Raw genomic sequence first — 15,664 nt, forward strand, 5'->3', positions numbered from 1 at the left:
AGATCCGAGCAAGGGGGTCCCATGTTCGACACCTACGTCACCGTGGTCGGCAACGTGCTGACCGCACCCGAGTGGCGCCGCACCGAGAAGACCAAAGCGCTGGTCTGCCACTTCAAGGTGGCCTCGACCGCCCGCAAGATGGACCGCGAGACCGGCCAGTGGGTCGACGGCAACGCGCTGCGCGTGCGCGTCACCTGCTGGCGCCGCCTCGCCGAGGGCGTGTCCGCGTCCGTGATGACCGGCGACCCGGTCATCGTCACCGGCCGCCTCTACACGCGGGACTGGACCGACCTGGAGGGCAATCCCCGCGTGCAGTACGAGTTGGAGGCGGTCGCGGTCGGTCACGACCTGGCCCGCGGCAAGAGCAGGTTCGAGCGGGTCAAGCCCGGCGGGCCGGCCACCGGCGGCGTCGAGGACGCGGCGGCCGACGCCCAGGCCGGTGGTGAGGCCACCGAGCCGCTCCCGCCCGACGAGGTCCCGGCCCGCTTCGGCGACTTCCCGGAGGTCTCCGCCGGCGACGACGACGGCTACGAGCCGCCGGCCGTGCCGCTCGGCCGCCCGGAGGACCCGCTGGCCGACGAGGACCTGGAGACCGCGCTGGGGGAGCTGGACGGCGGCCAGGCGCTCGCGTCCAGTCGCTGACCGGCTCCGGCTCCACCGCCGTCGTTCCCCGTTACGCGGCGGTGGCCCCCGCCACCCACCGGCCCGCGACCGGACCGGGGCCGTCCCCGCCGGCCCGCCGCCGGGAATCGCGACGCCCGGCAGGCACCCGGCCGGGCCGGTGGGTGGCTTCTCGCGCACACGAAGATCAGCCTCCGCCGGTGGCCCCGCACCCGGTCGATAGGCTGCCCGCCGGAGGTGACCAGTGCTCACGACAGCAGGATCCGCTCGCCGGCGGAGCCGGGCCACGACCGACGGACCGGCTCTCACCGCGCGTTCCGGCCGGCCGGCTATCCCGGCGGACGTCCGGACCGCTCCGGCACCGGACCACGGCGGTCGCGCGACGCCGGCCCCACGCCGGCGCCCGGCAGCCGACCGCGCCGGTCGCCCCGCACCGGACCGCGCCGCTCGCTCCGCACCGGACCAGGGTGATCGTCCCGCGCGCGGTCACGGGGGTCGCTTCGCGCCGGGCCGGGGTGGTCGCCCCGCGCCTGACGAGGGCAATCTCCCGGCGACCGGCCGAGGTAGGCGCTCGGCGACCGGCCGGAGCGGAAGTCCGGCGACCGGCCGGAGCGGGAGCCCGGCACCGCGCCGAGGCGGGCGGGAGCGGCGGCCGGTGAGCGCCGGGCAGCTGCGGGTCGCGGAGGCTGTCGGGATGCTCGCCGGCTACGGCCTGGACGCGGTCTTCGGTGACCCGCGGCGCTGGCATCCGGTGGCCGGGTTCGGCACGGCCGCGGCCGCGCTGGAGCGGCGGGTCTACGCGCCCGGCCGAGCCGCCGGAGCCGGCTTCGCGGCCGTGGCCGTGGGCGCGCCGGTACTGGCCGGTGCCGCGCTCGCCGGCCTGACCCGGCGGCGCCCGGTGCTGCGCGCCGTGGCCGTCGCGGCCGCCACCTGGACCGTGCTCGGCGCCCGCACGCTGCGCGCCGAGGCGCACACCATGGCGGGCGCGCTGGAGCGCGGCGACATTCCGGCCGCGCGCGGCCGGCTCGGTCACCTGTGCGGCCGGGACCCGTCCACGCTGGACGAGCCCGAGCTGGCCCGCGCCACCGTCGAGTCCGTCGCGGAGAACACGTCCGACGCCGTCGTCGCGCCGCTCTTCTGGGGCGCGGTCGCCGGACTGCCGGGCCTGCTCGGCTACCGCGCGGCGAACACGCTGGACGCGATGGTCGGCCACCGGTCCCCGCGCTACGCCCGGTTCGGCACGGCGGCCGCCCGCCTCGACGACGTCCTCAACCTCGTCCCGTCCCGGCTGACCGCCGCGCTCACCGTCGCGCTCGCACCGCTGGCCGGCGGCGACCCGGGCCGGGCGCTGCGCGTCTGGCTGCGCGACGGTCACCGCCACCCCAGCCCGAACGCGGGCCAGTGCGAGTCCTCCATGGCCGGCGCACTCGGCATCCGCCTCGGCGGCCGCAACGTCTACTTCGGCCGCTCCGAGACCCGCCCGCACCTCGGCGACGGCGCACCCCCACTGGCTCCCGACATCGCCCGCGCCGCCCGTCTCTCCGGCGCCGTCGGCCTGGCCGCCGCCACCCTGGCCGCCACCTACCGTCTCACCACCGCACTCCGCGCCCACCGCCGTCGCACCACCCCACACCCGGCCACCACGCAGCCCGGGACCACGCACACCGGAACCACGCGCTTTGCCACCGTCGCCCGGCCGGCTCGGGCCGCGGGCCGAGCGCGGGGCACCCGATGAACGCCACACGATGCGACCCCGGCCCTCCCTGCCGGATTCGCCGTGGAACAGAGCAGAACCGGCGTTGCCTCCCTCAGCCGCGACGACCGGGAACCGCCCGCTCCGCGCGCAATGGCGGATCCGGCCGGCCACCGGCCGCGTGCCGCCGGCGAAAGGCTTGCGACGAATGCTCGGCAGCAGCCCACGGCCGGGAGGCAACAACAGCACACCCGGCCCGAACCCTCAGCCCAGCCGATGACCGGCCGCACACCAGCGACAGACAAGAGGCACCGGCCGCGCGGTGGACAAACACCACGACGCAGCCGCGAACACACCACACCCGGCCCGAACGTTCAGCCCAGTCGGCCACCAGCCGCACGCTGGCGACGAAAGGCACGCGATGAGCACGCGGCACACCAACATCCCGACACGGCTGCAAGAACCGCGGCGCCCACGCCACACCCCGCCTGACCCATCAGCCCCAGCCGGCCAACGGCCGCGTGCCAACGACGGGAGGCACGCGGCGGGCGCGCGGCAGACAAACACCACGACGCGGCCGCGCGGGCTGCGCGCCGCACCCGTTCTCCCCGGCCTGGCAGCTCGGCCACAACCGGCCGCCGACCGCATGCCGGCGGCGGGGGGCGGGCGATGAGCGCGCGGCGGGCCGGTGGGCTGCTGGTGGCCGGGACCACGTCGGACGCCGGGAAGAGCGTGTTGACCGCCGGGATCTGCCGGTGGCTGTGGCGGCGGGGCGTGCGGGTGGCGCCGTTCAAGGCGCAGAACATGTCGAACAACTCGGCCGTGGTGGTCGGGCCGGACGGGCGCGGCGGCGAGATCGGCCGGGCGCAGGCGATGCAGGCCGCGGCGGCCGGACTGGCGCCGGACATCCGGTTCAACCCGGTGCTGCTGAAGCCCGGCAGCGACCTGCACAGCCAGGTGGTGCTGCTCGGCGAGGCGGTCGACACGGTGAGCGCGGGCAGCTATCGCGCGCTGCGGCCGAAACTGGCGGAAACCGTGTTCGCGACGCTGGACGAGTTGCGCGCCGAGTTCGACGCGGTCATCTGCGAGGGCGCGGGCAGCCCGGCCGAGATCAACCTGCGGGCCGGTGACTTCGTCAACATGGGTCTCGCGCGTGGCGCGCGGCTGCCCGCGATCGTGGTCGGCGACATCGACCGGGGCGGCGTGTTCGCGGCGCTGTTCGGCACGCTCGCGCTGCTCTCCCCGGAGGACCAGGCACTGCTCAGCGGCTTCGTGATCAACAAATTCCGCGGCGATCTGGGGCTGCTCCGGCCGGGCCTTGACATGATCACCGGCGCGACCGGGCGACCGGTGCACGGCGTGCTCCCCTACGACCACGACCTGTGGCTCGACGGCGAGGACTCGCTGGCCTACGGCAGCACGCTCGGCCGGCCCACGCCGCCGGTCGGCCGCGACTGGCTGCGGGTCGCCGTGGTCCGGCTGCCGCGCATCTCCAACGCCACCGACGCGGAGGCGCTGGCCACCGAGCCGGGCGTGCGGGTGCGGCTGACCGGCACGCCCGCCGACCTGCTGGACGCGGATCTGGTGGTGCTGCCCGGCTCCAAGTCCACGGTCGCCGACCTGCGCTGGCTCCGGGACACCGGGCTCGCCGACGCGGTCACGGCGCACGCGGCCGCGGGCAAGCCGGTGCTCGGCATCTGCGGCGGCTTCCAGATGCTGTCCCGTGTCATCCACGACGACGTGGAGAGCCACGACGGTACGGTGCCCGGCCTCGGCCTGCTGCCAACCGAGATCACGTTCGCGCCGCGCAAGACGCTCGGGCTGCCGTCCGGCAGCGCGTTCGGCACCGAGAGCGTCTCCGGCTACGAGATCCACCACGGTCTGGTCTCCGCCGCGGACGACGGCACGCGCCCGTTCCTGCACTACGCGGACGGCCGGACCGAGGGTGCGATCGCCGGCTCGGTCTTCGGCACCCACTGGCACGGCGCCTTCGAGTCCGACGGCTTCCGCCGCCGCTTCCTGACCGAGGCGGCCCACCTGTCCGGCCGGCACGGCTTCACGGTCGCCCCGGACACGTCGTTCGCCGCCGCGCGCGCCCGCACGCTCGACCGCCTCGCCGACCTGGTCGAGGAGCACCTCGACACCACCGCGCTCTGGCAGCTCATCGAGTCCGGCCCGCCACCCGGCCTCCCGTTCGTGCCCCCCGGCGCCCCGGCCTGACCACCACGCCGCGCCACGCCCTCGCACCCGGCCACACGGGCACGCCCGGGCCGCGCGGGCACGCGCCGTGCGCGCCCTGATCGAGCCACGCGGCACTCCGGCGACGCAATGCACGGGCCCGTGCCACGCGGCGCCAGCGGCCCGGCATTCGCGCCACGCGACCGCAGAAGCCACGCGACCGCACGGGCCACGCGACCACACGGATGACGCCGGATCGGTGTCGTCAAGCGGTGCTGACGACGCCGGGTCCGGTGCCGTCAGGTGGCACGGGCGACGCCGGGCCCGGTGCCGTCAGGTGGTGCGGGTGGCGAGGCGGGTGCGGGACCAGGTGACGACCGCGTCGATGAGCAGGGCGAGAGCGATGATCAGGGCGATCCGGAAGCCGGCGGCCTCCTGGATGCCGAACCGGGCGTACTCGCCTACCGACAGGGACAGGCCGGCCAGGATCGTCGCGGCGGAGATGACGCATACGGTGAACGCGCTGCCCCACAGCAGCCAGCGGCGGGTGAAGACGGACAGCAGCATCAGCAGGACCAGCGGGACGCCGATCTGCATGACGAACTCCTGCCGGGGCGGGAAGATCAGGCGTTCGACCGAGGCGGGCAGCACCTGGCCGACCTCGGTGTGCACGATGCCGGACAGCGAGCGCGGCAGCACGTCGCGCAGGAAGCCGATGTACTGGCCCGGTGCGGCCAGCGCGTACTCGTAGCCGGAGCTGGTCGCGTGTTCCTCGCCCCAGGCCTTCAGCTCCGGGCAGCTGCGGTAGGCCGCGGCGAACTCCGCGATCGCCCAATCCTTGCCGGCCGCCACCCGGTTCGCGGCGGGGCAGTCCGGCATGCCGAGATCCTCGCGGAACACGCGGGAGATCTCCGGGTTCGGCAGCACCTGCAGCCGCAGCCGGTAGTTGAGCGTCTCCTCCTCCAGGCTCAGGCCGGTGGCGCTCCAGCCCGGGAACGTGTGCGTGACTGTCGGCGTGATCGCGGTGACCCAGCCGATCGCCAGCAGCAGCGCCCCGGTCGCCACGAGCGGCGCCCGCGCCCCCGGCACCCACCACCGCGCCGGCCGCCACCACGGCACCCCACCGGTCCGCGCACCCGCCGCGGCCCCGGCCGCCTCCGGCACAAGCACCTCAGAGCCCGACGCCTCAGAGCCCGACGCCTCAGAGCCCGAAGCCTCGGAGCCCCGCGACCCGGAGCCCTGCAATCCGGAGTCCCGCGATCCGGAGTCCCGCGATCCGGAGTCCCGCGATCCGGAGTCCCGCGATCCGGAGTCCCGCGATCCGGAGTCCCGCGACTCGGAGTCCCGCGACCCGGACTCCCGCGACTCGGAACCAGAAGCCGGCGAGACGGAAGACCCGTCGCCAACGGAACCCGCCGAAGCACCGACCGACGACGACCCGGCCATCGGCGAGGTGCCGGACGCGGACGTGGCCGGCGTGCGGGAAGCGCGCCACGCCACCCAGAACACCGCCAGTGCCAGCACCCCCACCGGCAGCCGCGTCTCCGGGCGCACGAACGCCCACCACGCGCCGGCCGCGGCCGTACCCGTGAGGAAGACGATCGACCCGGTGCGCCGCCACAGCAGGAAGCACGCCAGCGTCAGCACGCCCAGGCTGATCGACAGGGCCTCGGACAGGATCGCGAAGTCCCAGTTCGTCATGGCCGGCACCAGGCCCAGCGACATCACGCCGAGCGCCGCCACCACGCGGGCGGCCAGCGACGACAGCGTCGCCCACAGCGCCACCGCGAGCAGCGCCCAGGCCACCGTCCCGATCGTCCACTGCGCCCACACGCGCCACACGTCGTCCGGGAGGAGCGCGTAGAAGACCGGCAGCCCCGGCAGCCGCGGCGAGTGCCCGAGGATCGACACCACCGGTCCCCGGTCGACGGCCGGGTCGTTGCGGAGCGCGTAGGTGTACGTGTCGTACGAGGTGAACACGCGCCCACCGGCCCCCACCGCGATCCGCGCGGCGACGAACGCCGCGACCAGCAGCGTGATCACCCACCGCGTTCCACGAATCAGCACCGTGCCCCCAGCCCTCGGCCGACATCCATCGAACGAGTGATGATCTCAGGGTGGCCACCCGGCACCTCAGGGAACCCCCGGACCCGAAATGCCAGGGCCGTCGCCAGGGAAAACCTCCGATCCGCTTCGACCGCTGTCTTTCTAGGCTCGAACCCGTCAGACACCGACGAACGGAGCACCTCACCATGCACCGACGCATCGGGCGCGCCGCCGCCCTGGTCGCGACGGCGACGGCAGCCGCGACCCTGAGCACCGCGGTTCCCGCGGTCGCGAGCCCCGCCGGCTCCGCACACTCCGACCGCCGTCTGCTCCAGCAGGCCGTGGACGACCTCGCCGGGTACGGCATCACCGGCGTCCAGGCCCTGATCCGCGACGGCCGCCGCACCACCGAGGCGCGGGCCGGCGTCGCGGACATCACCACGAACCGTCCGGTGCCGAAGAACGGCTACTTCCGGATGGGCAGCAACACGAAGACGTTCACCTCCGTCATCCTGCTGCAACTGGTCGGCGAGGGCCGGCTCCGGCTGGACGACACGGTCGAGCGGTGGCTGCCCGGCGTGGTCACCGGCAACGGCAACGACGGCTCCGCGATCACCGTCCGCCAGCTGCTGCGTCACGAGTCCGGTCTGGCCAACTACACCGACTACCTCGCGCTGCAGACGCCGGCGGACTTCGAGGCGCACCGGTACGACCACTGGGAGGACGAGGACCTGGTCCGGCTCGCGGTGGCCCACCCGCCGCTGTTCGCGCCGGGCACGAGCTGGAGTTACTCGAACACGAACTACACGGTGGCCGGCATGGTCATCGAGCGGGTCACCGGCAAGCCGTGGCACGCCCACCTGCGTCAGCGCATCCTGAAGCCGGCCGGCATGACGCAGACGTTCTTCCCGGGCGACGACCCGGACCTGCCGCACCCGCACGCGCAGGCGTACGAGAGCTTCCCGGACGTGCCGCGCTACGACACGACCCGGTGGAACGTCACGGCGGCGGGCGCGGCCGGCGGTCTGGTCAGCACGCCGACCGACCTGAGCCTGTTCTGGCAGGCCCTGCGGCAGGGCCGGCTGCTGCGCCCGGCCGAGTTCCGCGAGATGCACCGGACCGTGCCGCTCGGCGAGGACGGCTCCGGGTACGGCCTGGGCGTCTTCCGTACCCCGTCGGAGTGCGGTGACCTCTGGGGTCACGACGGTGGCGTGCCCGGCATGTACACCATGGACGCCGTCACACCGGACGGCGACCGATCGGTGGTCATCTCGATCAGCTCGGCCCCGACCGACCCGGACAACGCGTCCGCTCGCGCCGCCCGCCTGATCACCGACGCGCTCTGCCAGGACCGGTAGACGCACTACGCTCGACGGACGTGACGAGTCCCCCGGATCGCACCGCCCCCGAGGCCCACGGCACCCGAGACGGCCACAGCACCCGAGACGGCCACAGCACCCGGGATGGCCACGGCGTCCCGGAGGGCCGCGCCGCCCGCAACGCGGCGCTGCTCGCGGGCCTCTTCCCGGGGTGTGTGACGGAGGCCAGGGACCCGGACGGCTCGGTGCGCATCGCGATCGATCTCGATCTGTTGCGCACCGAGCTGGGCGAGCACCTGGTGGAGGGCCCACGCGAGCGCTTCCACCTGGACTGGCCGGGCAAACGGGACGCCCTGCTCGCCGCGAACCGCCCCGCCGGGCGCACACTGCGCCCGGAGCGGGACCGCAGCGAGGACTTCGACGGCACCCGCAACCTGTTCATCGAGGGCGACAACCTGGACGCGCTGCGCCTGTTGCAGGAGACCTACCTCGGCAAGGTCAAGGTCATCTACATCGACCCGCCGTACAACACGGGCAGCGACCGGTTCGTCTACCCGGACCGGTTCCGCGAGCGGGCGGACGACTACCGCGCGCGGGCCGGGTTGCGCGGCAACTCGGCCACCGACGGCCGGTTCCACTCGACCTGGCTGTCCATGATGTACCAGCGGCTCACGCTGGCCCGCACGCTGCTGCGCGAGGACGGCGTGCTGCTCGTCTCGATCAACGACGTGGAGCAGGCGCACCTGCGCCGGATCTGCGACGAGATCTTCGGCGAGGCCAACTTCCTGACCCAGTTCGTCTGGCTCAACGAGGGCAACGTCGACCAGCAGAGCGCGGTCAAGGGCGTGCACGAGTACGTGCTCGCGTACGCCCGGGATCTGCCCCGGCTCGGCCGCCCGGCGATCATCGACCCGAACGTGGCGGACGAGTCCAAGCTGTTCAACGAGCGCATCGAGAACTCGGTCACCAAGAACGGGCCGGCCAACCCGGAGTCGGTGATAACCCTGCCGGCCGGTTTCCCGGCGTCGTTCGAGACCGGCGAGATAGCCACCCGGGACGACCGTTATCCCAGAATCCTGGACCCGATCACGGTACGGAACGGACGGCTCACGAGGAGCGCCCGGCTGCGCAGCGGCTGGAGCAGCCGGAACCTGCTGGAGTTGTTCATAGCCAACGGCTGCACGCCGATCCGGGACGCCAAGGGCCGCGCCACCACGTTCGCGCTGACCGACCGCGGCGCCGTCTACTACGTCAAGCACCGGGAGCCGGACGCCGGCCACGTCGTCTCCGTGCTGCGCAACATGGGCACCACGAAGCAGAACAGCGCGATGCTCGCCGGGTGGGGCATCGAGTTCTCCTACCCGAAGCCGGTCTTCCTGATCGAGTTCCTGATCCGCACGTTCAGCACGCCGGACGACGACGCGCTGGTGCTGGACTTCTTCGCCGGTTCCGCCACCACCGCGCACGCGGTCTTCCGGGCGAACGCGGCCGACGGCGGCAACCGCCGGTTCGTCCTGGTGCAGTTCCCCGAGCCGTTCCCCGGCACCGCGTTCGGCACCATCGCGGACCTGGCCCGGGAGCGCATCCGCCGCTCCGGCGCGGAGGTCGCGGCCGCGCGGCACCACGGGCGCTGGCTGCGGGACGTCGGCTTCCGCAGCCTGCGCGTCGACGCGCCGAGTCTGCGTGACACGCCCCCGGGGGTGCGGCAGGAGGACCTGGCGGCGTACGCCGACCGCGCGGTCCCCGGCCGTACCGACGAGGATCTGCTCTTCGACGTGCTGCTCCGCTTCGGCGTGGACCCGGCCGCGCGCATCGTCCGGGGCCGGATCGCCGGGCACGACGTGTTCGCGGCCGGTGATCTGCTGGCCTGTCTCTCCACCGTGCCGCCGTACACGCCGGAGTTGTTCGTCGAGGCGGCTCGCCGGCGGCCGGCCCGGATGGTGTTGCGCGACGCCGGGTTCGCCGGTGACGAGCTGCGGATCAACGCGGAGCGGCTGCTCGGCCCCGGCATCGACCTGCGGGTGCTCTGATGCGCCTGCGGTACGCGGTGCAGCCGCACCAGACCGAGCCGGTGGACGCGATCGTGGCCGCGTTCGCCGGTCAGCCGCACCTGTCCGGCCCGGCCAACGCGCCGCTGCGGATCGGCGCGGACCGGTTGCTGGCGAACGTGCGCGCGGTCCAGGCGGAACGCGGCCTGCCCGCCTCCGCGACGCTGGTCCCGAGCGCGGGCTGCCCGGTCAACCTCGACGTGGAGATGGAGACCGGGACCGGCAAGACCTACGCCTACATCAAGACCATCTTCGAGCTGCACCGGGCGTACGGCTGGGGCAGGTTCGTCGTGGTCGTCCCCGGCCTGGCGATCCGCGAGGGCGTCGACCGCGCGTTCGCGCAGACCGCCGAGCACTTCATGGCCGCGTACGGCAGGAAGGCCCGGTTCTTCGTCTACCGCTCCCGGCACCTGCACCGGCTGGAGAGCTTCGCGTCCGGCCCCGGCATCAACGTCATGATCATAAACATGCAGTCGTTCACCGGGGCCGAGCGACGCCGGATCCACACCGAGCGCGACGACTTCCAGTCCCGGCGCCCGATCGACGTGCTGGCCGGCACCCGCCCGATCCTGGTCCTGGACGAGCCGCAGCGGATGGAGGGCGGCCGCACGCTGGACGCGCTCGCCTCGTTCCGCCCGATCGCGATCCTGCGCTGGTCCGCCACCCACCGCGTCGTGCGCAACCTGGTGCACCGGCTCGACGCGCCCGACGCGCACCGGCGCGGGCTGGTCAAGCGCATCGCGGTGCACGGCGTGACCGCGCCCGGCCGGAGCGAGACGCAGCTGCGGCGGATCCAGATCCGGGAGGCGGTCCGCGCGCACCTGGAACGGGAGGAGCGGCTCCGGCCGTACCGGGTGAAGGTGCTGTCGCTGTTCTTCATCGACGCGGTGGCGCGCTATCGCGACTACGCGCGCCCGGACGGCAAGGGCGACTACGCGCGCGTCTTCGAGGACGAGTACCGCCGGGCCGGCGGCGCCGGCGCGCCCGAGGCCGTGCACCGTGGCTACTTCTCCGTCGACCGCCGGACCGGGCGGCTCACCGACCCGGCCGCGCCGGACGACGAGGACGCGATCGACCTGATCCTGCGCGACCGCGAGCGGCTGCTCTCGCCGGACGAGCCGGTGCGCTTCCTGTTCTCGCACTCCGCGCTGCGCGAGGGCTGGGACAACCCGAACGTCTTCGTGATCTGCCTGCTCAAGCGCGGCGACAGCACGATCTCCCGCCGCCAGGAGGTCGGCCGCGGCCTGCGCCTCGCGGTCGGCCCGGACGGCGAACGGCTCACCGACCCCGCACTCAACGAGCTGCTCGTGATCACCCCGGAGACCTACCGCGACTTCGTGGCCGGGTTGCAACGCGAGTTCCCCCGCCCGCCCGCGGTCCGCGACGCGCGCCGCGACCGGCCCGGCCCGGTGCCGCAGCCGGAGCCGACCCGCCTGATCACGCTCGACTCGGCCGCGCTCGTCACCGCCTGCGTCGCCGCGCTCGACGCCCACCTGCCGGCCGTCCCGGCCCGCCGCACCGTCACCACCGCGGCCGGCACCCGCGACGGCGCCGTGGAACCCGCCCCGGCCGGCGCCCACGACCTGCTCGGCGACCTGCTCGGCGACCTGGCCGGCGCGACCGGCCTCACCCGCCGCACGCTCGCCGCCGTCCTCACCGCGATCACCCCGGCCGCGTTCGCCGGCTTCGCGCACGACCCCCGCGCCTTCCTCGCCGAGGCCGCCCGCATCATCACCACGCAACGCCGGCTCGCCGAGCGCGCGCACCGGTGAGCGCCACGCCCCTCGACTTTGGTCTACGGGGAGATCGACCAATGCCGGTCGCGCCGGTACGGCGGGGCGCGCCAGGCTGAGGCCGTGCAGAAGGTGAAACGGTCGTTCTGGGATCTCGCGCTGGTCTGTGCCGGCTTCCCCGCGCTCGGGGCCGGCCTCGGCCTGCTGATCCACCGGTTCTGGGACTGGCTGGTCGGCCTCGACTGGTTTCCGGTGCACGGCCTGGTCCGCTGGGTCGGCGGCTGGCCGGAGCCGTGGGCGCTGATCGGCTTCACCGGTGGTGGGCTGGCGCTCGGCCTGGCGCTGACCGCGTCCGCGTTCTGGGGTTACACCGTGATCGGCGTGGACGGCGACGAGCTGGTGGTGCGGCGCGGCGACCGGACCGAGCGGGCCCGGCGCGCCGCGATCGGCACCGTCTGGGCCGACGAGTCCGGCGGCCTGACCAGCAAGGACCTGGTGGTGCTGGGCCGGGACGGCATCGAGCTGTGGCGGGTCCGCGGTGATCTCCCACCACGCGGCAACATCCGGGCGGTGCTGGCCGAGCACGGCATCCGCTGGCACGACGGTGGTGATCCGCACGCGTCGTCGTACCGCCGCTGGGTCGAGGGTCTTCCCGAGGACGACGCCCCGGACGGCCTGCCCCGCGGCGCGAACGCGCTGTTCTTCGCCCGGCAGCGCGCGCTCGACCGGGACGACCACGAGGAGGCGGACGCGATCCGGCGGGAGCTGGCCCGGCTCGGGATCTCGTTGCGGGACGAGAGGAAACGCCAGCACTGGAGGCGGTAGCTTGATCCGCGATGAACTCGGATGTCCGACTCGGCCGCCCCGCGGGCCGCTGGGTCCTGCTCGCCACCGTGCTCGGCTCCGGCCTGGCCTCGATCGACGCGACGGTCGTCAACATCGCGCTGCCCCGGCTCGGCGAGGAGCTGGACGCCGGGGCCGCCGCGCTGCAGTGGACCGTGAACGGATACACGCTGAGCCTGGCCGCGCTGATCCTGCTCGGCGGCTCGCTCGGCGACCGCTACGGCCGGCGCACGGTCTTCGTGCTCGGCGTCGCCTGGTTCGCGCTCGCGTCGCTGCTCTGCGGCCTCGCGCCGAACGTGGAGACACTGATCGCCGCGCGCGTGCTGCAGGGCATCGGCGGCGCACTGCTCACGCCGGGCTCGCTGGCCATCCTGGAGGCCGTGTTCGTCCGGGAGGACCGCGCGAAGGCGATCGGCGCCTGGTCCGGGCTCGGCGGCGTGGCCGGCGCGATCGGCCCGTTCCTCGGCGGCTGGCTGGTCGAGGCCGCGAGCTGGCGCTGGGTCTTCCTGATCAACGTGCCGCTCGCGGTGCTGGTGATCGGCGTCGCGCTGCGGCACGTGCCGGAGACCCGGGACGCGGACGCGCCACGCGGCCTGGACCTGACCGGCGCGGTGGTCGGCGCGGCCGGGCTCGGCGGGCTCACCTACGGCTTCACCGCCTGGCCCACGCTCGGCGGCGGTGACCCGGTCGTGCTCGGCACGCTCGCGCTCGGCGTAGCCGGCCTGGTCGCGTTCGTCGTGGTCGAGCGCGTGTCGCCGCACCCGATGCTGCCGCTGACCGTGTTCTCCTCGCGCGCGTTCTCGGCGACGAACCTGTCGACGTTCGCGGTCTACGCGGCGAACGGTGGCGTGTTCCTGCTCGTGGTGCTGAACCTCCAGGTGGTGACCGGGTTCAGCCCGCTCGCCGCGGGCATGGCGCTGCTGCCGGTGACCGCGCTGATGCTGGTGCTGTCATCCCGGGCCGGCGCGCTCGCCGAACGGATCGGCCCGCGCCTGCCGATGACGCTCGGCCCGCTGATCTGCGCGGTCGCGCTGGTGCTGTTCGCCCGGATCGGCCCGGACTCCGGCTACGTGCGCGACGTGCTGCCGCCGGTGCTGGTGCTCGGCCTCGGCCTGTCCGCGACCGTGGCGCCGCTGACCGCGACCGCGCTCGGCTCGGTCGACTCCCGGTACGCGGGCGTGGCCAGCGGCGTGAACAACGCGGTGGCCCGCGCGGCCGGGCTGCTGTCCGTGGCCGTGCTGCCGCTCGCGGCCGGGATCGGCACCGGCAGCCTGACCGACCCGGCCGCGCTCGCGCCCACGTACCGGTCCTCGATGTGGATCTGCGCGGGCCTGATGGTCGCCGGAGCGCTGATCGCGCTGTTCGGCGTGCCGGGCCGCACCCGGGCCGCGGACACGCCGGTGCGGACCCACTGCGCGGTGGCGGACACTCCGCTGCACCCGTCCGAGCGCCTCTGACAGGCTGGTGCGACCACGCACCCAAGGAGTCCTCATGGCCAACGCCCTCTTCCTGCGCGAGTTCTTCCGCTCGCCCGCGCGCACCGGGGCGATCGCACCCAGCTCGCGCCGGCTCGGCACCGCGGTCACCGCGCCGATCCCGGAGAACGGCGACCCGGTCGTGGTCGAGCTGGGCCCGGGCACCGGCGCGTTCACCTCGGTCATCCAGGAGCGGCTGGCCGGCCGCGGCCGGCACCTCGCGGTCGAGCTGAACCCGGCGCTCGCCACGCACATCGCGGAGCGGCACCCGGCCGTCGAGGTGATCAACGACAACGCGGCGGACCTGCCCCGGCTGCTGGCCGAGCGCGGCGTCGAGCGGGCCGACGTGGTGATCAGCGGCCTGCCGTGGGCGTCGTTCCCGCTGTCCGCGCAGCGGTCGATCCTCGACGCGGTGTGCGCGACGCTCAGCCCGGGCGGCGCGTTCACCACGTTCGCGTACACGATGGCGGCCCGGACGCCGGCCGCGCGCCGCTTCCGCCGCATGCTGGAGGACGCGTTCGAGGAGGTCGTGCTGGGCCGCACGGTCACCGCCAACCTGCCGCCCGCGTTCGTCTACTACGCGCGGCGCGCCCGCCGCTGAGAAAGCCTCAGGAACGCGTTCCTGAGCGGTCCCCCACCGCTACAACCGAATAGCAACCGTTCGCAACCGGTTCCGCACCCGTGCGATTCGAGAGTTCTCCCTGGCCAGCGAGCCACGACTTCCAGGGGGAACGCAGATGAGCAGCACCACGACGATCGCGCCCGCACCGATGAGCGACCGGGACCGCGAGGACCTGATCCGCGCGAACATGGCTCTGGTCGGTCACCTGGTGCGGGAGATGCTCGGCCGGGTCCCGGCGCACGTCAACCGCGACGACCTGACCTCGGCCGGCCTGGCCGCGCTGGTCACCGCCGCGCGCGGCTTCGACCCGGAGCGGGGCATCCCGTTCCACCGGTTCGCGGCCACCCGGATCCGCGGCGCGCTGCTGGACGAGCTGCGCGGGCTGGACTGGGCCTCGCGCTCGGTCCGGCACCGCGCCCGGCAGACCGACGTCGCCCGGCAGGCGCTGACCGCGATGCTGGGCCGCACGCCCACCGCGTACGAGCTGGCCGAGCACCTCGGCATCGCGGTCTCGGAGATCACCTCGGTCGAGGACGACGTGCAGCGCGCGGTGGTGCTCTCGCTGCAGGGCTTCACCACCGGCAGCGCCGAGGACATGGTCACCGAGCCGACCATGGGCCCGGAGGAGATGCTGGTGCACCGCGAGAAGATCGGCTACCTGCACCACGCGGTCGAGGCACTGCCCGAGCGCCTGCGCGTGGTGATCACCCGGTACTTCCTGCACGACGAGCCGATGGCCGTGATCGCGGCCGAGCTGGGCGTCACCGAATCCCGCATCTCCCAGCTGCGCGCCGAGGCGCTGGTGCTGCTCCGGGACGGCCTGAACAGCCACCTCGACCCGGACCAGGTGAAGAACAACGGCCGCCCGGACGGCTGCGTGGCCCGCCGCCGCGCCGGCTACTTCGCGCAGATCGCCGGCAAGGGCACGCTCTCCAGCCGGCTGGCCCTCACCAACCACCACGGACTGCCGGTGCAGCGAGTGGCCTGATTCCCCGGCAGGCGAGGGACCCGCCCCGCGCGGGTCTTCGCGTGCCCCGTCCGGGAATCCGACGAGCCGAGCACCCAACGTGTGTAGGGTGCAAGCAA

General features: G+C 74.2%; 11 protein-coding genes. 10 read left to right on the top strand and 1 reads right to left on the bottom strand.

Features of this window, described 5'->3' with window-relative positions:
* The first annotated feature begins 21 nt into the window (after positions 1-21).
* From ssb to J2S44_RS11995, 3 genes are all read left to right on the top strand, one after another.
* A complete protein-coding gene (ssb, locus tag J2S44_RS11985; RefSeq protein ID WP_310412107.1) occupies positions 22-642 on the top strand; it encodes a single-stranded DNA-binding protein in 621 nt (206 codons plus the stop codon).
* Between the two features lie 673 nt (positions 643-1,315).
* Complete coding sequence (locus tag J2S44_RS11990) at positions 1,316-2,356, top strand: cobalamin biosynthesis protein (RefSeq protein ID WP_374727976.1); 1,041 nt, start codon at positions 1,316-1,318, stop codon at positions 2,354-2,356.
* 627 nt (positions 2,357-2,983) lie between these two features.
* Positions 2,984-4,534, top strand: coding sequence for a cobyric acid synthase (locus J2S44_RS11995; protein WP_310412113.1), 1,551 nt, complete (start codon positions 2,984-2,986; stop codon positions 4,532-4,534).
* A gap of 291 nt (positions 4,535-4,825) precedes the next feature.
* Here J2S44_RS11995 and J2S44_RS12000 read toward each other — a convergent pair whose 3' ends face one another.
* Positions 4,826-6,535, bottom strand: a complete 1,710-nt coding sequence (locus J2S44_RS12000) for a hypothetical protein (protein WP_310412115.1) — start codon at positions 6,533-6,535, stop codon at positions 4,826-4,828.
* A 209-nt stretch (positions 6,536-6,744) separates the two neighbouring features.
* Here J2S44_RS12000 and J2S44_RS12005 point away from each other — a divergent pair, with 209 nt between their 5' ends.
* From J2S44_RS12005 to J2S44_RS12035, 7 genes are all read left to right on the top strand, one after another.
* Entirely contained in the window at positions 6,745-7,896 is a 1,152-nt protein-coding gene (locus tag J2S44_RS12005) for a serine hydrolase domain-containing protein (protein WP_310412118.1), read from the top strand.
* Positions 7,897-7,916: 20 nt separating this feature from the next.
* Entirely contained in the window at positions 7,917-9,887 is a 1,971-nt protein-coding gene (locus tag J2S44_RS12010; protein WP_310412121.1) for a site-specific DNA-methyltransferase, read from the top strand.
* Positions 9,887-11,677, top strand: coding sequence for a DEAD/DEAH box helicase family protein (locus tag J2S44_RS12015; RefSeq protein WP_310412124.1), 1,791 nt, complete (start codon positions 9,887-9,889; stop codon positions 11,675-11,677). The genes J2S44_RS12010 and J2S44_RS12015 overlap by 1 nt, the downstream gene beginning before the upstream one ends.
* A gap of 84 nt (positions 11,678-11,761) precedes the next feature.
* A complete protein-coding gene (locus tag J2S44_RS12020) occupies positions 11,762-12,463 on the top strand; it encodes a YqeB family protein (protein ID WP_310412127.1) in 702 nt (233 codons plus the stop codon).
* Between the two features lie 11 nt (positions 12,464-12,474).
* Positions 12,475-13,938, top strand: a complete 1,464-nt coding sequence (locus J2S44_RS12025; protein ID WP_310412129.1) for an MFS transporter — start codon at positions 12,475-12,477, stop codon at positions 13,936-13,938.
* Between the two features lie 34 nt (positions 13,939-13,972).
* Positions 13,973-14,557, top strand: coding sequence for a class I SAM-dependent methyltransferase (locus J2S44_RS12030; protein WP_310412132.1), 585 nt, complete (start codon positions 13,973-13,975; stop codon positions 14,555-14,557).
* A gap of 136 nt (positions 14,558-14,693) precedes the next feature.
* Entirely contained in the window at positions 14,694-15,566 is an 873-nt protein-coding gene (locus J2S44_RS12035) for a sigma-70 family RNA polymerase sigma factor (RefSeq protein WP_310412135.1), read from the top strand.
* Positions 15,567-15,664 lie beyond the last annotated feature (98 nt).

The organism is Catenuloplanes niger, from assembly GCF_031458255.1.
GTDB classification, from domain to species: domain Bacteria; phylum Actinomycetota; class Actinomycetes; order Mycobacteriales; family Micromonosporaceae; genus Catenuloplanes; species Catenuloplanes niger.